Source organism: Candidatus Thorarchaeota archaeon (assembly GCA_021498125.1).
Classification (GTDB): Archaea; Asgardarchaeota; Thorarchaeia; order Thorarchaeales; family Thorarchaeaceae; genus B65-G9.
In genome coordinates this window covers 33,765-58,674 of record JAIZWL010000009.1, presented here as the reverse complement: position 1 = coordinate 58,674, position 24,910 = coordinate 33,765, and the positions used below count along the sequence as shown (strand labels likewise).

At 43.6% G+C, this 24,910-nt stretch carries 16 protein-coding genes; 10 read left to right on the top strand and 6 right to left on the bottom strand.

Features of this window, described 5'->3' with window-relative positions; all coding sequences use genetic code 11:
* Nucleotides 1–82 precede the first annotated feature (82 nt).
* Nucleotides 83–1,465, top strand: a complete 1,383-nt coding sequence (locus K9W43_13500; protein MCF2138241.1) for a PAS domain-containing sensor histidine kinase — start codon at nucleotides 83–85, stop codon at nucleotides 1,463–1,465.
* 101 nt (nucleotides 1,466–1,566) lie between these two features.
* On the opposite strand, the gene K9W43_13495 is transcribed toward K9W43_13500, so the two are convergent.
* The 3 genes from K9W43_13495 to K9W43_13485 form a co-directional block, all read right to left on the bottom strand.
* On the bottom strand, nucleotides 1,567–5,310 hold the full coding sequence (locus tag K9W43_13495) for a right-handed parallel beta-helix repeat-containing protein (GenBank protein MCF2138240.1): 3,744 nt from the start codon (nucleotides 5,308–5,310) through the stop codon (nucleotides 1,567–1,569).
* 311 nt (nucleotides 5,311–5,621) lie between these two features.
* Entirely contained in the window at nucleotides 5,622–6,683 is a 1,062-nt protein-coding gene (locus K9W43_13490; protein ID MCF2138239.1) for a hypothetical protein, read from the bottom strand.
* Between the two features lie 223 nt (nucleotides 6,684–6,906).
* Entirely contained in the window at nucleotides 6,907–10,590 is a 3,684-nt protein-coding gene (locus K9W43_13485) for a right-handed parallel beta-helix repeat-containing protein (protein ID MCF2138238.1), read from the bottom strand.
* 680 nt (nucleotides 10,591–11,270) lie between these two features.
* On the opposite strand from K9W43_13485, the gene K9W43_13480 reads away from it, so the two are divergent.
* Nucleotides 11,271–12,671, top strand: a complete 1,401-nt coding sequence (locus K9W43_13480) for a hypothetical protein (GenBank protein MCF2138237.1) — start codon at nucleotides 11,271–11,273, stop codon at nucleotides 12,669–12,671.
* A 120-nt stretch (nucleotides 12,672–12,791) separates the two neighbouring features.
* Here K9W43_13480 and K9W43_13475 read toward each other — a convergent pair whose 3' ends face one another.
* A complete protein-coding gene (locus K9W43_13475; GenBank protein ID MCF2138236.1) occupies nucleotides 12,792–13,352 on the bottom strand; it encodes a hypothetical protein in 561 nt (186 codons plus the stop codon).
* 191 nt (nucleotides 13,353–13,543) lie between these two features.
* Between K9W43_13475 and K9W43_13470 the strand changes: the two genes are divergently transcribed.
* From K9W43_13470 to K9W43_13445, 6 genes are all read left to right on the top strand, one after another.
* On the top strand, nucleotides 13,544–14,260 hold the full coding sequence (locus K9W43_13470; protein MCF2138235.1) for a class I SAM-dependent methyltransferase: 717 nt from the start codon (nucleotides 13,544–13,546) through the stop codon (nucleotides 14,258–14,260).
* A gap of 321 nt (nucleotides 14,261–14,581) precedes the next feature.
* A complete protein-coding gene (locus K9W43_13465) occupies nucleotides 14,582–16,084 on the top strand; it encodes a zinc ribbon domain-containing protein (GenBank protein ID MCF2138234.1) in 1,503 nt (500 codons plus the stop codon).
* 1 nt (nucleotide 16,085) lies between these two features.
* The gene (locus K9W43_13460; protein MCF2138233.1) at nucleotides 16,086–18,173 is read left to right on the top strand and encodes a hypothetical protein; all 2,088 of its coding nucleotides are present in this window, start codon (nucleotides 16,086–16,088) and stop codon (nucleotides 18,171–18,173) included.
* 331 nt (nucleotides 18,174–18,504) lie between these two features.
* On the top strand, nucleotides 18,505–19,125 hold the full coding sequence (locus tag K9W43_13455) for a hypothetical protein (GenBank protein MCF2138232.1): 621 nt from the start codon (nucleotides 18,505–18,507) through the stop codon (nucleotides 19,123–19,125).
* Between the two features lie 4 nt (nucleotides 19,126–19,129).
* Nucleotides 19,130–19,705 (top strand): hypothetical protein, encoded by a 576-nt coding sequence (locus K9W43_13450; GenBank protein MCF2138231.1) that lies wholly within the window; start codon nucleotides 19,130–19,132, stop codon nucleotides 19,703–19,705.
* Nucleotides 19,693–21,006: a hypothetical protein gene (locus K9W43_13445; GenBank protein MCF2138230.1), complete on the top strand. Its 1,314-nt coding sequence runs from the start codon at nucleotides 19,693–19,695 to the stop codon at nucleotides 21,004–21,006. Before K9W43_13450 ends, K9W43_13445 begins: the two co-directional genes overlap by 13 nt.
* Nucleotides 21,007–21,106: 100 nt before the next feature.
* Here the strand turns inward: K9W43_13445 and K9W43_13440 are convergent, their stop codons facing one another.
* Nucleotides 21,107–21,259 carry a hypothetical protein gene (locus K9W43_13440; GenBank protein MCF2138229.1) on the bottom strand — a complete coding sequence of 51 codons (153 nt, stop codon included), beginning with the start codon at nucleotides 21,257–21,259 and terminating at the stop codon, nucleotides 21,107–21,109.
* Nucleotides 21,260–21,503: 244 nt separating this feature from the next.
* Here K9W43_13440 and K9W43_13435 point away from each other — a divergent pair, with 244 nt between their 5' ends.
* Complete coding sequence (locus K9W43_13435) at nucleotides 21,504–22,019, top strand: GNAT family N-acetyltransferase (GenBank protein ID MCF2138228.1); 516 nt, start codon at nucleotides 21,504–21,506, stop codon at nucleotides 22,017–22,019.
* On the opposite strand, the gene K9W43_13430 is transcribed toward K9W43_13435, so the two are convergent.
* A complete protein-coding gene (locus K9W43_13430; GenBank protein MCF2138227.1) occupies nucleotides 22,016–23,098 on the bottom strand; it encodes a TIGR04084 family radical SAM/SPASM domain-containing protein in 1,083 nt (360 codons plus the stop codon). The genes K9W43_13435 and K9W43_13430 overlap by 4 nt on opposite strands.
* A 323-nt stretch (nucleotides 23,099–23,421) precedes the next feature.
* Here K9W43_13430 and K9W43_13425 point away from each other — a divergent pair, with 323 nt between their 5' ends.
* Nucleotides 23,422–24,909, top strand: coding sequence for a BtrH N-terminal domain-containing protein (locus tag K9W43_13425; protein ID MCF2138226.1), 1,488 nt, complete (start codon nucleotides 23,422–23,424; stop codon nucleotides 24,907–24,909).
* The last annotated feature ends 1 nt before the right edge of the window (nucleotide 24,910 follow it).

Sequence of the window (24,910 nt, the reverse complement as noted above, 5' to 3'; positions counted from 1 at the left end):
ATTCGAAAATGAAACACCCACAATTGATTTAATATTGAATGGGAAATAGAAAAGAGAGGATATACTGTAATAGGGATGGGCAATGTTGGATGATAGTACTGAAAGACTTGTCCAAAATCTGAGAGAGGTATTATTGGAATACCTTGAAGACATCATTCTTCTCTTAGATCAAGATATGGTGGTAGGTTGGGCCAATACTGCGGCACTGAAGGCACTCAATACCTCAAAATTCGAGATCATAGGACACAGACTTGATGAACTAGAGTATCCATTTCTCTCACAATTATGCGCCATACCCAAAGTAAAGAATGCGGTACGACTGAGAATCCCACAGAGGAGCATTGAGGTGACTGAAAATAACATAAGTTGGGAAGTTGTCATTTTTCCACTTCTTCAAGGTGGCGTTCATGTTGGTACTGCCATCCTTGCTCATCAATTGGGGATCTTACCTGCTGAATATGTCAACCGCATAAAGGAGTTCCAATGGCGTACCATATTTGACGCTCTTGGGTACCCCACCATGATAGTCGATCCAAGTCACACAATTCGCGGTGCGAATCGAGTCTTGCTGGAAACTTTTGGTTTTGAGGCCGAAACCGATCTTATTGGCAAGAAGTGCTTTAGTGTGTTTCATCATACAGATGAGCCTATATCTAATTGCCCCGTTGATGCTGTCCTCCGCAGTCTCCACCCAGAGATCTCCAATGATGAGATCGACCAGCTTGGAAGACTATTCAAAGTGTCTACTATTCCTGCCTTCGACGATTCTGGGAAACTGCAACACATCTTTCATGTTGCCATAGATTTCACTGAGAAGATCCGCGCAAAAGAGGCAGCTCAATTATTCTTAGATGTGCTCTCACACGATGTGGCCAACCTCCTACAGGCACTTGAATTCGGGATCGCATTGCAGGATGAGAATGAAAGTGATGCGATTGCCAGACGGAAGATTATTGAGGATGCCATTGACAGGATCAGTAGACTAGTAAGCAAGGCAAGGACTCTCAACGGACTGGAAGAGTATCCCTTAGAAGAGGTCTCGCTCACCAAGATCGTGGATGAAAGTGTTAGACAGTTTGAGACAATGTATCCTAATGCCCACTTTGAGTTTCAGCGACCACAGGAAGATATCATCATCCACGCAAATCGCTATGCTCCACGTATCTTTTCAATCATCCTTGAAAACGCAATCATTCATAATTCCAGAAAAGACAAAAGAGTCTGGATCGAAATACGTGAAACATCAATGGGTCATGAATGCATCATCTCTGATAATGGAAAGGGGATCACAGATGATGAAAAGACCATAATATTTGACTCCGCACGAAGATTTGGGGGAATCGGTCTGCTTCAGGCCAAAATTATTGCAAACAAGTTCGGTGCGTACATCACAATCTCAGACCGGGTTGCGAATCATCCAGAACAGGGAGCAAGTGTCACCATTCGATTCCCAAAGGTCACCTGAGAACCAAGAGAAGTCTATAACCTGCACTGCATCTGAAAAATGGTTCAAGTAAAAAAAGAAGGGGACCGCTTGGGATTCGGATCCCAAGCAGCAGATATTGCTCAAGCTCTACGTTTCTTCAAGAAGTAGAGCACAACTATGACAACTACTATGCCTGCGCCTGCGGCAAGTGCAATGACTGCAAGTGCATTATCGAAGAGCGGCAAGGTTGTTGTAGTAGTTGTTGGCACAACACCAGTAGACCAAGACGCCGCAATCACAGTAACTGTGACGGAGTCGGAAGCACTGTTTCCTGCGCCATCGTAGACCGTTATTGTGAACTGATACACACCCACATCAAGGCCATCAAGACTCAGGATTATCACTTCACCGTTCCAGTCACCGATTGTCATAGCAGACCCATTCATAGTGATCTCATACCTGTCAGGATAGAGATCACTTGGCGTCCACACAATGATATTGCCTGAAGAGCCAGCATAGATTGTCACGTCCGAGGGTGAATCAATCGTGGGATTGGTCGTGTCACTGATCATCCGTACCAGCACAGTGCTGGTGACTTGATTGAGATCAATATCACGAAGCTCCAGTTCTACATCGTGATCACCGACTGTCAGACCGCTGACATCAAAGGTAATTGTACCAGTTGTCCAATCACCACCGACTACAAAGACATCGTCCACATTGATGGAATAGTTCGCAGGATGCAGATCGCTGACGTTCCACACCAGATACTGGTTGCTGCCACCAACGAAGGCAAGCATCACTGTGGGGGCCACTATGTGTGGCTCGGTCCCATCATAGACATGGACATGTACGGTATCGAACACTGTGTTTCCGTCGCTATCGCGGATTGCTACCTCAAAGGCGTAATCACCATACGCAAGACCACCAACGTCAACTGTCACATTGTGGAAGTTCCATGCACCCTGATCGTAAAGAAGACCATCTCTGGTGACATTCCAGCTGACAAGATAGTCATCATATGCGTACCAAGTCAGGAGGTAATGTTCTGTTCCCTCTGCATAAGATACATCCGGAAGCATACTTACAATGGGGAATGTAGGAAGATACTTTGATGGATAGCGATCCTGAGTACCGCCACCACCAGGAACATCATATGCACCAGAACCCGAATAATCATCCCATGCATTTCCAGTGTCAACACCATTGTCCCAGTAATGAGTACCAGTATCATATCCATTCTCGTCCATGTTACCTACGAACGTGTTTGAATAGATAACGGGACCAGCCATTCCAGTTACATGCAGTCCATACCTCGTGTTCCACCTGAAGGTATTTCCAATGAATGCCCAGTAATCTCCAGAGGAGATATAGGCACCATCACGATTACCTTCAAACAGACAATTGGTCACGTTATTATAATCACCAGTTGAAGATGTGCTTCGTATCCCATCATAACCACTGTAGAGGAATTTTGAGTTGTCGATGATCCAATGAGTCGAACCTAGGTAGAGGTAGATACCATAGAGAGACGTCAAAAATTCACTCTCATGGACCTCCCAGTACTCTGAACTGACAGCATAAATACCACGAGATATAGTATCCTTCACTATCGTATTTGTAAGGGTCACATTATCAGTATTCGAGGCATAGATACCATAGTAGGATCCAACTATTGTCAAATTGGTCAGGGTAAACACCTCACCATAATATGCGTAAATCCCATTACCATCTGTTGTGTGACTCCAATCATAAAGCGCAGCCTCGGTGATTGTCACATTGATCGTAGTGTATAACTCAATTCCGATTCGCCCAGAACTGCCTTTGAGATACAGATTTGTGAGGGTCAAGTTATTACAGTGCCCAAATCCAATGCCAAAATAAATGGACTCAACATGGATCTTATCAATCGTGATAAAGTCACTGTAAAGGGCTTGAAAAGCAACTGTCGGATTTATGAAGGAACCATTTTGAACAAGAATGTTCGTTGAGTTGACAATAAAGATCTGACCATAGGAGTTCCCATCAATAGTCAACCCATTATGATTTAGGGCATAATAGACAGGCAGCCCGTTCACTGTGTTATAAGACAGGTCCAAGACATAGAAAGCCAAGGAGTGGCCGAATGGAAAATAAATTCCACACTCTGTCATTGTATTGCCAAAGATGGTCGCATTATTAGCGTACATCAGATAGATGCCAATTTTAGGACCAGCACCAATGGTGTTGTTCAATATCTTTCCGTCATAGATCATCCAAGTATTGATTCCAGCATAGGTTGCATCCCAGATCTGGTTGAAACGGACTGTACAATTGGGAGCTGCGGATACATAGATACCCTCATACACCTGATTCAATGTATTATTTTCTACAAGGGGTTTTGAAATGTCTGAAACATAGATGCCAGCATCCCCGGTTTGCGAAACATCATTGCCAACAACAAAGAGATCACCTGTAAGAGTATCCGTGTAGATTCCTTCACTGTCAACGTTAGATACTGTATTGTAGCTCACATTAAAATCACCAGAACTACTGACGTATATGCCTGTGCTAGTGGCTAACTCAACGGTATTAGAAATAATGTCCCACTGGTACGTGGTGTCACAGTAAATTCCAGTGTCTACATCAGTTATGGTGTTATCCATGACCGTTGTTTCGTTGACTGTATCTGCATATATTGCATAGGTGGCAACATGTGAGATTGCGTTTCTCGAAACAGTAGCATTGACAACATGAAACAAGTAGATTGCTTCACCAAGACTGACTTGCGAGATTGTATTGTCTGTCAATACCAAATCTTGAGAGTTAGATAGGACCATCACTTTCCCTTTACTAATGTCCTCAATGGTATTGCCGATTATCGAAACACCAAATGAAGACTGAAGCATGATCCCATGCAGTGATGAGAAGATCCTGTTGTTCAATATTTGGGTATTATTTGTACTTACAACACTATAAATTCCATAATTATTTGACGAGGAGATACGACAACCCTTAATAGTAATATCTGAAACCACACCCCCCAATACATAGATACCATAGCTACTGCTAGTAATATTCGTGTTGGAAATGGTCACATTTTGGGCATTATCCAGCCGAACCCCGTAGTTAAGATTAGTGCCGCCAGAGCCAGTAATAGAGAAATCACGAACATATGAAGCATAGGCAATGGTGAATGTCGTATCCGCAATAAAACCCATTATGGAAGTGGAATTGGAATTATAGAGAAATATTCCATAGTAAGATAACGACCCCTCAAATGAAATATCTTTGACTAAGAGGTTATTCGAGTCAGTCAAATAAACCGCACGACCACTTGATGCAGTGATAACACAATCTTGAACTACGACATCATCAGATGAGATTATGCGGACAGCATTAAAACCAGACGAATTTATAGTCAAGTCTGTATTCATCACTCTAGTCGATGTTGCATTGGAAAGGAAAATCCCATCCCCCTTTGAAGCTAGGGTCGTGTATTCAATCGATGCATGGGAAACATTGGCAAGATAAATTGCATAAAATGAACTCGAAAGCTGGTTTATCACACAGTCTACAATCTTGAAATGAGCATCGGTGTTTGTAATATTTATCGACACCAGATTCACATCATAAGTAATGTTCAATCCTGAGATTAGGAACGGATCTAGTTCTGTACCTGAACCGGGCCATCCTTGGGTTATGAAATCCTGAGCCTTGCTAATAATAATTGGCACATGGTTTGTATATCCTGATAATCTTGCTCCTGCGGTCTGAACTCCACCATGGACAATATTCTCAGTAGATATCATGTTACTACGAGTATTGACCAATGGCATCACAACAAAAGCCGGAAGAATCATCACGAGAACAAGTGCCAGTCCTAAAATAGATCTTTGTTGCACATGATTCACCTCTGTTTTAACTTCCAGGCATCCACCTTCAACGGTAGACCAACTTCATAAACAAGTGGCCTTTATCACCTTTCAATTCCCACAAACTGGTGGCGGATGCATCATTCGCTAATTGCCACATTTGTTAATAAACTCTGGTTTTCTGAAATGTGATATTAATGGTGGAGCGATGTCAAAGTGGATTCATACTTCTTGCTTGTGGGGACAGCACATAGGTCCCAAATCATTCCTGCATTCCTAAGGCCTGATGAACACCGATGAATACAACTTAAACATCCGAGTAGATCGAAACAACGTCCAGATTAGATCAGGACTGATTCAATTCGTTCTCGAAACGAGTCGTATGCGGTCACTAAGGGCGCCTCCGCAACCAATTCATCTCTATAATTAGTCTCAAACTCCAGTACAAGATTACGGAGAATCTGTCGGAAAGTAGGAGTTTCACGGGATGCAACAAGAAGATGTGTTGTCTTTAACCCATGCTCGACAAGAATCCGCACATCACCATGATTGATACCATTGAGTTCCTGCTCGGAACCAAGCATCTCCTTGAACAGTGATAGTACCCCGGACATTGCAGAGCCTAATAATTCCAGATCGATACTTCGGCTATACTCGAGAATCCGGTGTGCGAATATGAGAGAGCCTTCACCATCCAGTACCATGTAGTCGTATGCTTGGGTCTCACTAATGATCAACACACGCGGATTTTTTGCAACAACATAAGCCACAATTAGAAGCCCAAAGCTGTATGGAAATACCCAGAGCGTGTGGCCAAAGCTTCCAAGATTCAGGCTATCTGCAACAATACCCACCGGGCCCGCAATAATCCAGACAACAAATCCCAAGAAGTACATGAGAAGCTGCCTACGTTCCTCTAATTGCCGCTTGACTCGTAAGACTCGTACCCCATATCTGATTATCTCAACAATAAGGATAGCAAAGGCAAGAAGCTGAAGTAGAAGGACTAAATCACTTGACCAGTCTGCTCTAAGAACTGCTCCGAGAAGCGACCCTCCCGCCAAAAATGCAACTAAGAGAGTCCGTGAGGGAGGAAACTCGTATTGTGACACAATGATTGCAAAATACCATGCGAGATACCCCGCGATTACAAAAATTGCAAGTAGCATATTTGAGATCCACAACCGCTCCCCATTGATAATAATGTCCGCTTGCCGAAATGGCATGTAGGTCTGATCAAGAAGAAGATCGAGGGCCATTCCTGAAAAAGCGGTAATTGTGAGGGCGTACAGGAATGCAGTAAGGTTGCGTGTCTTCCACCAACCTCGGTAGATCACTCCCAGACCAATGGCCGTGATAATTACAGATACTGCTAAGATGGGAATCTGCTCTGGACTCTGCATTGTACTCGCATATCAAAGGTTAACTGCACATAATAAGAAAATCTACTATGTACTGTCATTCAAACCTAACAGCAACGAAACGAAATTTACCAGTTGCGAATTCGGTTGATGTGAACCATAGACCACCACTTACCTATAGAATATACATAACTAAAGACAAAGTAATAAAAAAGAAAAATAGGGGCTGTTTAGGGATAACGCATCCCCAAACAGATCTATGGCACTACGCAGCTCGTCGCTTCTTGAGCATGTACAATACGACAACAATGATAATGGCACCTGCCACGCCAGCCACGACCAGACCTATCAATAATGGATCAATGGGCGCAGATGGAGTGACGGTGGTCGTTGATGCTGGGGCCCAAGGCGAGGAGACGACGGTGACTGCGACCTCATCAGATGCACTGTTCCCTGACGCGTCATAGACTGTCAGAGTGAACTGGTGCACACCTAGGTCAAGGCCATCCACATTAATGACAATCTTTGCGCCGGACCAATCACCGGAGGCAACAGCGGTTCCATTGAGCGTCACCGTGTAGCTCTCAGGATAGAGGTCGGTTGGGGTCCAGACGACAGTATTGCCAATCGAGCCATAGTAGATGGTCAAGTCCGCGGGTGAGTCAACCGATGGACTTGTGACGTCTTGGATCATCCGCACCAACACAGTATTCGAGGTCTCATTGCGACTGATATCACGGACTACAAGCCGGACCTCGTGATCGCCGACTGCAAGACCACTCACGTCATAGGTGATGGTCCCCGTGGTCCAGTCATCCTCCACGGTCAACGTATCATCCACGTAGAGCGAATAATTGGCAGGATGCAGATCACTAACGTTCCAAGCAAGTACCTGACCAGAAGCGCCCACGAACGCGATCATTGTAAAGGGTCCTTCAATCTGAGGTGCAGTCCCATCATAGACATAAACAAGCACAGTGTCTTGGACCGTATTCGCATCATTATCACGAAGGGTGATCACGAACGTGTAATCGCCATACGCAAGACCACCGATGTCAAGAGTTACATCGTCATAGTTCCATGCGTCTGCTGCAAAGAGGGCACCATCACAAGTGACATTCCAACTGACAAGATAGTCATCATAGGCGTTCCATGTCAAAAAGTAATGCTCTGTCCCCTCTGCATAGGACACGTCCAGTGGAGTGCTGACAATAGGTGAAGTGGGAAGATACTTTGTAGGATAGCGATCCGTAGCACCACCACCACCGGAAACGGGATAAGAACCAGAACCCGAATAGTCGTCCCATGCATTTCCAGTATCCACACCATCGTCCCAGAAGTGACTGGCCGTATCATAGCCGTTGGCATTTTTGTTACCAACAAAGGTGTTGGAATAGATAATAGGACTGGTCATAGCAGACAAGTAGATACCCATTTGGATATTCCATCGGAAGGTGTTTCCAGTGATCCTCCAATAGTCAGCATACTGGCTATAGATACCATAATCATTGCCTTCGAAATAGCAATTCGTAATGTTGATGTAATCACTATGGGGTGAACCTGTTTTAATTGCGGCAGTAGGCGAATACAAGAATGTCGAAGAGTCAATGACCCAGTCACTCGTCTGGTCAATAATCCGAATCGAAAAGCTGGCATTAATGAATGTACAAGAATAGATTTGTGCAAAATCAGAATTACCAGAGGCATACATTCCATAATGAGCAATATTTTCGAATGTCGAATATAACAATGTCAGATTGAGGATGTCATTCAAGGTCAGACCATCATAAGAGTCAGAGATTGACACATTCGTGATCAAAAAGACGCTCGCCTGATTAAGGTCGATTGCTGGAGACCCGGTAAATTTAGTGAACTCACTATTCATAATTGTGAGATTCGAAGAACGTTCCAAGTACACTCCGCGACCTGCACTACCGCCAAGAAAACTTGAGTTCTTTATGGTCACATTATGAGAATACTGTAACTCAACTCCATAACGTGGCTCAACGACATGAACCCCATCAATTGTGGTAAAGTTACTAAACAGTAAACTGATACCAATGGTACTCCTGACAAAACTACCGTTTTGGACTAAGACGTTGGTGGAATTAACAAGAATAACTTGACCATATTGAGAACCATCGATACTTATTCCGTTCTTATTCAGTCCATAATAGACGGGAAGGCCACCAATAGTATTATTGTTCATAGTATAGACATTAGGACTTGGGGTGATCCCTGAACGTAAGATTTTGAAGCCACACGCATACATCTGATTTCCAGAGAACGTATAGCCACTTTGAGCTCCAGTAACCAAAATCCCAACGGTAGCGATACGACTTGCGATAGCCGTGTTGTTCAGGATCTCACTATCTCCAGAGGTAGAGATTGAAAGACCACTGGATCTGAAGTCTTGTACAACATTCGACTGTACGGTGCTATTTGGTGAGGTTCCTAGATTGATGCAGGTAAATGCTTGCATCACCATATTTCGTTCAACCAATGAATGCGAGCTACCAACAATGTGGATCCCATAGTTATTGGCGTCCACAATCTCATTTCCCACAATGACCAAGTTGGTATCTATTCCTGAAAAGTAAAATCCTGAATCATCAAGGTCAGTTGCGGTGTTATAACTCACATTTACATCATCGGAAAAGGCGATATATCCTGCATAGTCCGATTCTGAAAAAGTGTTAGAAGTGATCAGCAACCTGTTGTCATTTTGAGCATATACAGCACGCAACGTTGCTGAAATCGTGTTAGAAGCGATCAGGGTATCATTGAGGTACGTACCACTGATTGCATAGTTAGACACATCATAGAGTGTATTTCCGGTTATAGAAATGTTGGCTATTTTGTTCAATGCAATTCCGTGTCCAGATGAAATAGAACGGATTGTATTATCACGAATGATCAGGTTCGTGCAGCCACTAATAGTAACTGCATTTGAGTTGACAATATCTTCAATTACATTGCCGGATAATTCCAAGTCACGAGCTGTACTAATATAGATACCATCATGCGAAGAATAAATATGATTATTGATAATCCGCGTAAGATTACCAGAGTTCATGGTTATTGCACGATCTGAAGACGTAGTGATCTGGCAACCGTCAATCGTCATATTGACAACACTAGAAGACACCTGAACACCATAATCAACAGCGGATATAGATGTATCAATAATGCGAATATCATGCACATTGTCAAACATAAACCCGTCAGTCAAATCGGTCCCAGTTGAACCATCAACACTAAATCCGAAACTGTCCACAACCCATGCAAAATAAAAGGCCGTGACAACGTCTAACCCAGAAATTGTTGTGTGATTTGAATTAGAAATATATAAAGAGAACCAAAGGGCTGTACCAACAAAGGATGTATCGCGGATACTCAAAAAGTTAGACCCCACTATCGTGAGATGATAAAACGTCGAGTTGAAGATACAATTCGACACAGAAACATGATCCGCGTCTGTAATGTATGCCGCATTGGCAAAACCAGTCACAGTAACATCAACATGACTAATAGCTGTGTTTGTTGCATTTACAAGTTCAATCCCTGTTTTTTGACCCGTGACTGTTGAATACTCAATAGTGGCATGCGAAACATTCTCGAAGAGAATTGTTGCAATCCCCGAGGTCAATTGATTGGCCACACAGTCCACGATCTTGAAGTATGCATCAGTGTTCGTGATGTTAATAATGACAAGACCCACATCATAAGAGATATTCAATCCTAAGATGAGAAACGGATCAAGTTCGGTTCCAGACCCAGGCCATCCCTGAGATATAAAGTCCTGCGTGGATTTAATAATAATAGGAACATGCTCTGTATACGTTGACAATCGTGCTCCAGCCACCTGAACAACCTCAGGTGGAGGACTTGCCGCGAGTCTAGTGGTTTGCGGAGCAGCAATAAGTGGCACGACCATGAGAGATGGCAAAATCATCAACAGGAAAAGCAAAGTTCCCTTGCTGTAGCTTCTATACATACCTTTTTCCTCGTTGAACATAACGATAACTGACCACCCGTTGACAGGACCATAACAAAAACTCAGATCTTTGCTTTCCTATCTCCACCCTCAGTTTGGCGCCGGGTGCTTCTATCGTAAAGACTCAACCACACTATTTGTTAATAAACTCTGGTTTTTATCAACGGTCACTTGTAAAACGCAAGAACACCAGAATGTGTCGATCGTGCTACCATGTATCATTCAATGATAACATGATCCCGTCTTTTAGAGCACGCGACCATAGAAAATTGACACTCAGGAGAATAGGCTCGTAGAGAAAAGGTGTGGCCAGAGTTCCGCAGAGCAAGTTGTGGTAGGAGGGGGGGGAGTTGTAAATGAGGGCATGTTACGAAAACTAGGCCCTGCGGATCATACCTGACCACAAACGTAGTAGAAACGTAACCACTATTAAACATGTCTATAACTGAGCTTTATATAAAAACAAACGTTTGTTTAATATCTTTAGAACCACAATACGAGACTGTTACCATAAATTAATGGTTGTAAAAAACAGTAATAACAGGGAAAACATCTGAAACTGCTCAAGAAACACGCGCGTGCAAAGCTTAAAACAGCAAATGCGATATGAGAAGTAAAGGGAGGTAACGCATTTGGGAATCCCGATTCTCTCTGGAATAATAAATGGACTCAAAGTGTTCTTCAAGACGCGACGATATGTTGCATATCTGATAATTTTCGTAGCAACGACGTTTCTGGCACTATTTGTATCATGGTTGATCACGCTTTTTGTAGGTACGACGGTTGAACAGTTTCTTGTCGGAACGTTCGTGTATGTGGGAGCGACTGGTACGATCTACTTTGGTATTGGAACGCTTCTCACCGGATTAAAGATGGATCGACTCTGGATCACTCGACGCGGGCGGGGTCATGTTACCGAATTCAAAGGCCTTGCATGGCTAGCGGTCTCATTCGCAATCTCGGTCTTTCTCTCCATCGCAATCGGAGAGATTGGATTACTTGCATTCTCCATGTTCTGTTGGGTTGGCTGGATCGCATTTCAAGCATACCTGTCCTCACGAACAAGTCTACGACTTGCAACAATTGCGGAGCCCAAAAAGGGAGGTCTTGCGATTGGAATTGGTAGCTTCATCGTTTTGCTCATTGGTATAGGCATAATCGGAGCCGAGATCCTCCTTGCCTTGGTCATCATCCCAAACAATTTGTTCGGCATTGATGCGATCATTGGGTCAGTCTTCAGCGAATTTATGACCAATATCACGATCCAATGGCCATTCCTCGTGGCAGCAATGGGAATGCTTGGCTTGTTTGCAATGGTGGCACTGTTCACATTTTTCAGATACGCAAAGAAGGGTGCTGCGCTCAATATCGCACTTCTGACCGTCTTCGTTGCGGTCTATGCGGGTTACTTCCTTGTTAATGTCATGAGAAGGACTGGTGCCCCACAGATGACACCTGTAGATATCGGGATGTCTCTCTTCTTCCTTATCTATGCGATGAGTGGGATTGGACGAACGGTCACAGAGGTCGTCGAAGAATCCCGTGCTCGCCTTAGGGACTTTGGGCCATTATTGACCTTCTTCCTCGCCAGCGGATTCTTCTATGTAGACAGTATAATTGCAGTGACCGCCAGTGCTCCGACCTCGATTCTAGGAAGCTGGTACATCTTTGACTGGTCGGGAACAACCACATATGCGACCTACATCTTCCGCGACATCGCCAAACTTCTTGCGTTCCCGATTGTGGCAATGATCACGATGCTATACTACTTGAAAGTCGAACGCGTCGAGCGGATTGTCTCACACGCGCGTGAAGAGGGAGAAACCTTTGCTCCCGGAGAAGTAGATGAAGAGATCGCCGAGCGCGTTCCAGAACCTGGAGAGAGCTGGCCAAGTGAGCGTGCGGAAGGAATTCCAGAAGGGAAACAGGGACATGATCTCTCAACTCGTGACACACGACGCCTCTCTGTAGATAGTAGTCGTCGCCTTGGTAAAGCAAAGCGTCTCGGAGAGAAAGACGAAGACAAAGAGTAAAAAGAATAGTAATAATAACAATACATCAAGAGAGCCTTCTGGCTCTCTTACTTATTTTATATCATATTATTGGTCAAACTGGTATGAGTCTTGACGTTATACGAGACGAAACACGACCATCTATGCAGCCTTAAACATATCAAGATTGCTTAAGCAATGAATACTGTCATCAATCTTTACATGAAGGTCTTTGAGCATTGAACCAAGAGCCTTCTCGTCTTTGACCTCGTCATGGAGCTGGACAATATCATGCTTGATGACTTGAAGACGCTGCAACATCCGATCAACTCCAGCGAGAAAGAGCATCGAAACATCGCCATCAATCCCATAAAGGATTCTTCGACGCCCACGACCAGTCTGATCGTTATCCCGATGACCCGTAACAATTCCAGTCATAACAAGTTCCGCCATGATCGTGCCAATGCTTGCACGGGAATATCCTGTTCGTTCGCTGATCTCTTTAGCGCTCAGCCGTTGGCCAGTCTTGTATTTCTCATAGAGAAGAGCTGCAAGTGCCGGAGCAGCATTCTCACTAAGATTTAACCAGTTCGCCAATTTCTCGAATAATTTTAATAAAGAATTATCGACCTCGGGCATGCTTTTCGTAGGAATTTTAATCTCCTCCTCTAGAAGATTAAAATATCTCCCAGAATTGTAGCATTTATCTCTATCGAATCGCATGATGAAAAATTTCCGGAACGGCGATTATCTTGTTTGCCAAACGACCGGATGTAACACAATATCACTTGATTCATTCCAGAAACCTGTAGAAACATCAATCATAACAGATTTCACAAAATACTCGCCACAGATTTCTATCTTAAAACAGCACATTTATTAATAAAATCGCGATAAACTGGTGGGTGTTTTAGATGTCGGATGTGATGGGAGCAATCTTGTTAGCCGCAGTTCAGAATGAAGATGCGACACATCAGATTGAACGGGATGATGGTTTCATCAGCGAGATGGACGGACGCTTCTATGTTAGCAAATATGAGGATTGGTCGGAACCACTTTGCGAGGCTCTCAAGTCTGTAAAAGGGCGCGTCCTCGATATCGGTTGTGGTGCAGGGAGAATCATGTGCTACTTGGAAGAACGAGGTTTTGTAGTTCATGGAATTGACCTCTCGCCAGGAGCAATTGAGGCCTGTAAGCGTAACGGTATCGAGAATGCCCAGGTCATGGATGTGATGGCTCTGGATCTCACACTTGGAAAGTTCGATACCATACTCTTGCTTGGTTGTAACTTTGGTATTCCAGGTAATTATGATGGAGTTAGAGAAATGCTAAAACGACTCTGGAACATCACAAACAGTAGAGCAATAATACTTGCAGAGTCACGTGACTCTAGTGATACTGATAATGAAATCCATCTAGTATATCATGAGAAGAACCGTTCCAGAGGATGGCCTGTTGGGCAAGTGCGATTTAGGCTGCGATACAAGAACCTTGTCAGCGACTGGATTGATCTTCTGACAGTAAGTCCAGAAGAGATGGCCACTCTTGCTGAAGAAACAGGATGGAAACTTATTCGGGTAGTAGGACCACGCAGAGGATATATTGGAATACTAGAGCGACAGGAAGACTGATTGTCATAATCATAGATGATGTTAGAACGTTAGCAACTCCTAAAACTGAAGCAATGTTTAAATCAAAATTTACGAACTATTACCCAAATGATGCGTATTGTACGTGTCACAGTGCATAGGCGTTTACAGGATGTGGGATTGGCAATGATTTATGGAGGCTTACTGCTACCTAGTCCGCAGTTTCATCAAGTATTCAAATTTAGTTCCGGAAGAGTTCTCATCAATAAGAGCTGGTTGAACGATAGTAAGGCGATAATCCGGACAATGATCAACAGCAGGAAGCAGTAGGTATCTATGTGGATAGCCAGGTGAGGAATTATTGTGAGTACCAATATTGAGATTGAACAAGGCGATAGTCTGGCCGGCGACAAGATTGAGGAATTACTGCGGACTGTAGAAGCAGAGATCCAACATCTAAAGGAAATTGCCAAAGAAGGGAGCGACGAGGATCCATGGGACGCAATCTCTGTAGTCTTCCGGGTCAATAATAGTATAAATAAAATATTCGGAATCATTGAACATCTCTTGCAGAGCCATTCGGACGACAGCGATTATAGAAACCGCATCTCTCTACTCAGAGCAACTTTCAATGTAGAACGCCGTGCAGCATGGTTGCGTGCACGAACCCTAATGGCCAGCAAAAAGGACCAGAGCATTATCGAGCTGGAGAAGTTCAACAAACGTATTAGCGAACTCTTCGACATTATGATCGCGATAATTGAATCGGTCAAACAATTCAGCAAACAGGAATCCATCGATCTGAGCGATGGAAAGAAAAGACTTGCAGAATTTGAACAAGAGTTTGCTACTGCTGAGTCCGAAGCCATGGATCTCTTGGTCAAACATGGATCATTTCAGCACAAAGGAAGATTGACTGCACTCACTAGACAGTTCAGCAATGCCATGAGATTAGCAAGAAATGCAATGAGGAAACGCGGATGGGAAATTTCGAGAACCACACCAGCACAATCTGCTGGCGTGACGGCTGAAGATTTACAGGAAGCAGTAGAGAAGATCGAGATATTCAGGGGCTGTGAAGTGATCGGTGGGTCCTTTGAATACAAAGTAAAAATAAAGAATTCATCGCCGTTCGTCATTACAGAGATCATTGTCACAATCGTAGCATACCCTGATGATTGCCTTGAACTGGTAGGCCCAAAAATCAAGAGGATATCACGAATTGAGGTCGGCGGTTTCCGGTCTCCTAGTTTCGTATTTATTCCGACAAAAGACTGTGTACTGGGGAAGATCGTGGCAAGTGTGTCGTTCAATGATGCGACAGACAAGGTGCATGTCTTACCAGTCCGCGAATATGTGATTCGATCAGTCTGTGACCTATTGAGACCGAAAGAGATGGTCACTCAACAACTGGACACAATCTTGAGCGACATGGTCTCAGACCAGCGTGAGACCACAGTCCCATGGAATGCCGAATTCGCCTTTACGAAGACACGGCAATTACTCGCTGCAAATAATTTTCACATCGTAGATGAGACCACTCGTGATGCAGGTGGTCAGTTTGTGGGGGTCATTCGAGGATTCGCTGAGGGAAAGTACACCAAGAAACGAGTAGTAGCAGTGATCACAATAGCTGGCACCGTTGACAAGAATGAGTGCCTGGTCACGGTGGAGGCGATGGGCGACGATATTGCCATGCTTCCAACGACCATCGAGGAGTTGTCCGAGGGGATCACTACGTGGAGCTGCATTGCATGTGGCCATCCGCTAGACGCTGATGATGTAGTATTACTCAAGACAGGAGTCGCGGTCGCGTGCCCATATTGTGGTACAGTTCTAAAACGCGACCAATATGTGAGGGAGTGAGATGGAGCAAATTCAGACAGTTCTTGAATCAGTAAATATGGATCAAACACTCCGTGAAAAGTTTAGCAAGTTCTTACACCGTGCCCAGGATCACATAATCCAGCTCAAAATGATTGCTACTGAAGGTGGCGATGCGGACGAGGCAATCGCAGCCATATTTCAGGAGAGCTATAAAGCTAAGACGTTAGTCAAGCATCTGGAAAAGATGGTGGAAGAATATCCCGAACTGAAACAGATTGAGAAGCAGGTCTGGTCACTGGATGACGAACGTGCAAGAGAAAGTCAGGCCGCGTGGTTACGCGCACGTAAGCTCAAGATCGCAGAGGCGAGGATTATACGAAGAGGCACGCCGCATAATCTCTTTGTAAGCGGCACCTGTATAATCACAGGTGGCCGGTTTATCTATGTACTAACAATAAAGAACCGGAGCAATTTTGTTGTCACGAACGTGGTTACAACAATGGTGGCCTATCCTAGAGATTGTATGCAGTTGACCAGTGAGATCTCCCAGACGATCCCACGAATCAACGGTGGCGATTTTACAACTGTCAGGTTTGAGTTCGGGCCATCGAAGGACTGTGTTGAAGGTAAATTGGTTTGTGTGGTAAACTATATTGATCAAACAGATAGGCTCCGGATTCTACGAGCACGACCCTATGTCATTCGTTCGGTCTGTGACCTGCTTCAACCAGTGCAGACAACACAGGACAAGTTCGAGTCTGTATTCAGGAACCTGGTCAGATCAAAGTCGGAGATGGTACTCTATTGGCCAGCTGATGTACTTCTCCGCAAGGCACGGACGATATTACCCGCAATCAACTTCTACTTGGTCAATGTCCACAGCGAAACGGTTGATGATCAAGTAATCGGGACCATCACAGGAATGGCGCTGGGCAAGTACACGGGAAAACGTGTGGGCGTCACAATCACTCTGACAGGGAAAGCAGGAAACGATGAGACCCGCGTGAAGGTGAGTGTCAGTGGTGACGATGAGGCAATGTTGCCCAGTACCATTGATGAGATTATTGAAAAGATAGACTCATGGATCTGCCTCAACTGTGGTGCACCTCTGAACCCAGAACAGATCATGACCATCCAGACAGGCAGTGTCTACACTTGTCGCTATTGCGGTGCATCTCTCACATTGGATCTTTATTCGCACTCCAAGGTCTCAAAGTCCGAACACAAGCAGGGGGACTTTATCGATACTGAGACCCGGACTAAGCAACCAAAGACAGGCGAAGAGATCGAAGACAGTGGTGACCCGCACATTACTGATGGTGTATCAGTCCTACGAGGATGCGAGATTGAGGGAGGCGAGTTCCACTACAAGGTCAAAATCGTAAACAATTCGAAATTAGTGGTCACCAATATTGTGGTCACAATAGTCAGTTATCCCTCGGACACGCTCAGCCTTACGAGCGAATCGGTCAAGATCATAAAGCGAATAGAGGTGGGGGGATTTCGATCTCCACTCTTCACATTTGCCCCGACGAAAGACTGCGTTGAAGGGAAGATCGTTGCAAGCGTGTCACTGATCGATTCTACAGATCATGTACACACATTTCCCGTTGCACCGTATATCATCCGTTCAGTCTGTGACCTGCTCAAACCATTGAACACAGCACCTAATGAATTTGACAAGGCACTTCAAGAGATGACTCACATCGACAATGAGTTCAAGACGGACTGGAATGCCCAGATCTTGTTTGAGCGAACCGACCAAATCCTACAACTCAGAAACTTCTATGTGATCGGTCGGCATCAAGAGATAGTAGGCGATCAATTTATCGGAACAGTCCAAGGGTTCGCCGATGGAAAATACACGGGAAAGAGAGTCGCAATAGTGATAGTGATCACCGGACATAAGGACGGTAATCAGTCAACTGTCAAGGTGACGACACACGGCGATGATACCGCAATGCTCCCCATCACGATCGAGGAGATCACGGATATGGTACGCTTGTGGCGATGCGTGTATTGTGGGGGTGAGTTGACAGATACACAGGTCTTGCGTCTGCGCGCTCATACTGCGGTTGATTGTGACCACTGCGGCAGAACGCTTACACTGGATCTATTTCCTAAATAATAGCATGTGCTACTACAAGTTGGTCGTTATTATCATGTTTTGACGTACTTAGCAGCTTTTAGAAACATATACAAAATTTTTGTTCGCCAAACAAATATCAAGAAGATTATTAGATAGTAAACGCATTCAATATTATACATGCAATAGCTATAACAAAACAATACGAGGTGCGGAATAATTATTAAGAATATAACTCTAACAATTACCAACTGTAAAATAAATGAGAGTCAAAATTCGATTCGATAACTGAATCATACATATCTCATTAATTTTAACTTTAAGTAAAATTATTGCATATACGATTCGTCATGAACCGAATCTGGTGAGGAAAGTGCAGAAAAATATAGATCGTCATGAAAAGGATATTATTAGAGATGCGGAATATCTAATATTATTAATACTGGGCAAAGCAAAAGGTAAAATCTCGCATCTACATTTGCAGAAAATTTTCTTTTTCTTATGGAAATTCCATCCGAAGATAAGTGAATTTGTGACTTTCGAAGCCCACCTTAAGGGGCCGTATTCATTTGACCTTGAAGAGATTGTAAAAAATCCTACTTATTTGACTGACATTTGGATATACCTACCTCCAAAAAATCGCTCCGAGGCCGAAAGAGCAAAAGGCGGATACATTGAGTTAACCAACAAGGGGATGGAAAAATATAAAATACTACTTCATAAAATGATGGAAAGTGCAAAAGAAAATGACGATGCTTTTGCAATATTAGGTGCAATTGATCTAATGGTGCCATTATATACTAATCTTGAGTGGGACGAACTCTTATTCCTACTGTACACAGATGAAACCAATAAAGTCTACTCAGAAAAATCCGAATTATCAAAGAGCATTCTAAAAAGAGCTGAAAAGATAGTTGATAGGTTAATAGAGAAAAAGATAATTCCTGCTGAGAAAAAAACTGCATTACTCAGACGGGCAAATCAGAGGGAGTGATTTGTTGGGTTCAAACAATTCCATAGTAAGTGATAGCTCATTTTTTATTGCATTTTTATCTGAAAACGAAATCAACGATACAAAGATCCTTGCGGAAATCCTAGAAAAATTTCATTTTTATATAGGTAAAACAGTAGAAAAAGAGATTTCAGAAAAACATAATGACGCATTAGAAACAATTAGGTTTCGCAATCTTGTAAACATATTAAACAAATATGATTACTCTGCATTATTAAGTATTATAGGTGACAAAATTTTTAAAAAAGGCGAATACGAAACTATGGCCATAGCATACTTCATTTACAGAAAATTACAGCTTCACTCTATTATTATCGATGATAAACCGGCACGAAAATTCATCGAGAACAATATCCCCGAGCTACAGCCATTCGTAAAGTTCAGTCTAAGGTATCTAGCCAACTGTTGCTGTGAAAAAATACTCCCATTCGAAACAACCATAGCAATTCTAGAAAAAGTAAAACAGGCAATACGAAATGGAGGAAGACCGTTCAATTTAACACTGAACAATATACAAATTATTGAACATATTTTCAAAGAGGTTTATGGATGTCACGGATAGAACTACATACATCAATAGAGGAGATCATCTCATGCGAAGATATTCCGGGTTTTTCTATTAAGAAAATAAATTTGGGAAGAACTCAAATATGGACCCCAACAAGGGCAATCTATCTCAGTACGTTCATTTCCCCGAGTTTGAGAAAGAAAATTTTGAGTGTGAACACTCGCAACGCTATTTATGGATTAAACAGAATAATATACCAGAAGAGAACCTATGATGCACTCGCATCAATGCTATTGGCTGGAGAAGAGGAACGTATTAAAAAAGCATTGAAAATAAATGAGGAATTAAGTCGAACAAATACTTCAATCTCAATATCATTTTCGGACTTTCCGACAAGGAAACTTGGAAAGAGATTTACAGATTTGCTAGATTACATGCATGCATACTCGTCGGTCGTATTTATTCCACATGTGAGATATGGCGTTGGAAAAACAAAAATTAAATACAGTCCTATAGAATTTTGCAAGTATGTAGATGTATCAGCATCCATTTTGCAGGAGAGAAATACAAAACCCATTTTTGCACCGTTTGATATTGGATATGATGCAAATACTCGTGATACAATCCTCTCGTATTATGCAAGTCGAGGGTATACCAATATTTGGATAGATTTTCAAGGCCGAGGATTCAGCAATACAATGATTGCTAAGATGAGAGGAATGTGGAGAGGAATCAACAATCATTTCGAAGATAAATCAAAGAACGTTGTAATATATCTCGCAAATATTCGAAAAACACCAAGAAAATCTTCAATGGATATTAGACAGAGGCCTTCTGACTTTTTAGGGGCTTTTTCATATGGGGATATTATAGGGCCGCCTTGGAAAGGAATATCTGTACCACCTCGACCTGACACCAAATTCGAAGAGGATGAAGAATATTGGCGAAAAAAAGGATTTGCGAATATAGCAGACTATAGAGTTGCGGCATTCAACAGAGATTGTAGTATATTTGAAAATCGGTCGTATTACTATCTACAGCCTGATCAAATTGTATTGCAAAATAGAATACTCGACAGTATTAGAAAAGGGATCATTCACCTCCGTGATGCATCAAACGAATCATTCAGCCGAAAAAAGCAAAGTGCAGAAAAAACAAGTTACGCTTTAAGTGGTCTCAGTATCACTGAAGAATTAAATCTTCTACGAGCCGAAGTAGAACGAGAAGGCAGTCTTTTAGAGTATATCGCAACAAAAGAGTTCTTTCGCGATGAAATGGGAGCGGTGGCCCTAGAGAAACTAATTCGGAAAAGTGAAGCCGATAATCAGAGCTCATTATTTGATTTCGATATATGAGTTGATGTTAACATCTTGCGAAAGAATTACTAAATATAAATATATGACAACTACTTTTCCAATAATCACAATCTATTTTACGTTTTCAAAAGACATGGGATCATAAGAGCATAGCAACTAATGTAAGAACGATTAGCACAAAGGAAGCAACTGCACAGTTGACGCAAGCGCCTTCCTGAATCTCTCGTTTATCGCGCGCGCTCAATTTTTGGGATTCAACGGTCTCGTCAGTCTTTTCTTTTTCCTTGGACATCAACAATCCCTCTTAACATTGTTCACATTATCTGTTTTAAAACTAGGTGTTTTCTATGCACATGATTATAGATCTCGTTCGTACTCAGGCTCGTCACGGATACTTGGTCCGTAAGAGAGATCGGTCTTATTTTGAGAACCACAAGAGCCACAGACCTACAGACCAAATCGATAAACAATACTCCGATGCCGAATGTTTTATGTTCTCCTATGTCATTGCCATTCTGAATTAGAATAATTTGCAGGTGGTATCGACAATCTTTAACTATGCAGAAGTATTGATTCGTAGGGCTGAGCTTGGTGAAGTGGAAGAGATTCGATCAATCATCAAGGAGGCGTATGCAGGCATCAAGTCCCAACTCTCCCGAGAACCTGGAGCTATGAAAGAGAGCCTTGACAAGATAGCTCGGCAGATCCAGATGGGCAATGTCTATGTTGCAATCATAGGAAATCAGATTGTCGGGACAATGCGGGTAATGCTCCACGGGCAAGTTGGCGTAATCAGCCGTGTTGCCGTTGCCAAGAAATTCCGCAATCGCCGTATTGGAACGATCCTCATCGAATACGCCGAGAATCTACTTACTCATAGAAATGCCAAGACCGCAGAGATCGAGGTCTACGGGGCAATTGATGATCAGAAGACCTTCTACGAACGAATCGGCTACAAAGAGATCGAAAAGACTGTTCGTGACGGGGAAGAGATCATCCTCATGCAGAAGAGCCTTGAGGAAGAAGAGATCGAAGAGGAAGAACCACTCTAGGGTATGATCTCACAACCATTGTTGAACTCGGGATAGTCAAAGTCATCTACTGAGATGATTCCTCTCTCGACCAATTGACGGACTCGTGGAACTTGATTCTGAAGCTCCCTAATGAGATACTTCACCGTATCGCAGATCTTATCGAATCCCTCCTGCCCCCAGAGGCGCTCTTTGTTCGCGAACAGACATCGACCACCGCAAATACCGTATACTTCACACGATGGGCATGGTTCATCAACAAGCATTACATTTCTGAGGCTTTTCGGATCGGTCTCACGAATGTCTCCAACTATAGACCATTCCCAATCAGGCGAGATCGGACAGACACCAATACTACCATCGATGTGAATTGCGAAGGTGTCGATTCCAGAACCGCATCGCAGCAGCGAGGTCTTTCCAGTAAGGAGCGTGTACATCAGAGGCATAAAGGGAACAATACCCTCGATCACGCCCTCCTCTATTTTGTCAACCCACTCACGTACCAGACGGGAGATCCCAGGGTTATAGCTATTTGCCACCCAACCATCAAAATCTGTCCAATTTCCCTCAGCGTCCCAGACAACGTTCAGTTGCCAGTGGACATGTTTGAAGGTAGGGTCTCTCAGATCAAGAAGGTGCCTGACCTCCTCATAGATATCACTATGCTGGGAAACCGCCATTCGTGCCACAACATCTCCTGTGTAACCGATCCGCTCTAACCAACGTACATTCTCAAGAACACGCCTGTAGACCCCTTTGGACCGATATCCGTCGGTGACATGCTCACGCCCATCAATGGACACAAGAATGGAATGAAAGCGTTTTACATATGCCTCTGGAATCTGACTCAGTAAGAGAGCATTCGTCTGTAACATATATCGAGCTTGTGGATAGCGATCCATAATCTCGATCATGAGGGGAATTCGAAGAGTCGGCTCACCACCATACATCATGATCTGAGGGTCATCATCCTTTGCGAGGAATCGGTCCAACTCTTCAAACGAGTACTGGATCTCCGTGACAGAGCCAGCCTCTTCTCCACCATGACAATACTCGCAGTTGAGATTACATTTACGAGTCAATACAAGGTGGTAGTTCATCTCATTCGCCAAAGGCAAGAATAAAAAAACAATGGATAAACATATCCCTCTAAACAAATAAAAATAAGAAAAGTTATCTGTTTGAAGGGTCGCGGACGGTTTTGCTCATCTGGGCGCTTAGTCTAAAAAAGTTCATACAGACAGAAGTCACGTAGGGGAATCAATGCCGCACGGTCATGAAGGAGAGATCATCAGAAACAAAAGGCGCAACCAATCTTAGTACGTAGACCGCATAGGATCTTGTATTTACGTGGAGCGTAGAGAATTGGCCATGTCGATAGTCTTATCATAGCAAAATTAGAGGGCAAATTGGGATGGCAAATTTGAAGTACAAGGCAATAGCAATCATGGTTCTTGTTATGTTCGTGATCGTTCCGGTAACGACTAACCAATCACAGACTAAATTAATTAACAATTCAGTAGTAGCAGAAGATAAGGCCAAGACTCTACAACAGGTCCCCTATATCTGGCAAGAGATAAATGGTCTCTGTAACTGGGCAGGTACTGCTATTGCTCTTCAGTATGCAGGTGTTGATGTCACCCTGCACGATCTTCTTGCGCTATCAGGAATTGGATTCTCGTTTTCGTATATCCGCTACAACGACACACTCTTGATGTTCCCCGGTGCGCTCTATCAACAGATCGATCCAGTGGTCTTTGTCACCAGACTCTATGGCTTGAACTACTCGATCTATTTTGATGCTAGCGTTGAAGGGATCGATGAGCAATTGGACTATTTCCGCTCACGAGGAATCATTGCTGAAGTCATTGATGGCCAGCAAGAGGCCTTTGCGCTCATGCGAACTGCAATCGACGAGGGGTATCCACTAGTTGTGTCAGTTGATCCCTCATGGCTTCCAGCAGCAGATTATGACTTTCTGAGAGATCAGGGTCTGACAGGTGGTGGCCACGCAGTCGCCATTGTTGGATACAATGATTCAGCGGGTGTAGCGTACATCCAAGATCCCGGAGTTGGTTCATTCGGCGATAACTACGGGTATCCGGATGATGGGAGAGGCAACTATTCACAGATCAGCTATACCAATCTAAACTTAGCATGGTCAAAGAGGTATTACATCAGCATTCTGATAAAGCGAGGTGGTGAAGAACCCACTTCTACTATCAGCGATCAATTGGGGCCGTACATCAGGGATAGACTTCTTGGTGCTGGCGAGTCCTATGCTCCCGGAGCAGCCTCAGCGTACATATGGCAATTTGGTGAGAAGGGCTTCCGCGGATTAGCAAAAGACGTAACACCGGAAGGCCTGAAGAGTTTTCTTGCAGTCTTTGACGGCATGCAGAACGAGCGCCAGTACAAGGCCTCAATTCTGACGTTTCTCGGACTTGCGATCGAGTCGTCAGTGACTCTGCAATATCTGTCGTACAAGGTATCACTGACTAGTCTGCACAAGTACTTGACGGGGCATGATTTCTCTGAGTTCTATGAAGCAGCCGAGAGCGCACTCCCACATTTTGCGGCGTTGTCAGACAACTCGTCACTTCTCTATGTCGGCAACATCTCACGCATCGTAGGTGATGTCCACGAGACCTTTTCATCTATTGCTAAGGAGTATAACGCAACAGGAGATCTTGACTCCGCCATTGCAAATCACAGTACGGGGCTTGTCAGTATCGCGGAACATCTTACAGGAATTGCGGACAGCTGGTCAGATGCCGGAAATGCACTCACCAAATATTGGCCCTATAGTCCACTTGTTCTCTATGGCCCCCTCATCATGGTATCAATAGCTGTTGCGGGAGTAGCAACAATCGGGACTTTTCTCTACGTCAGACGACGGAGATCTCAGTAAG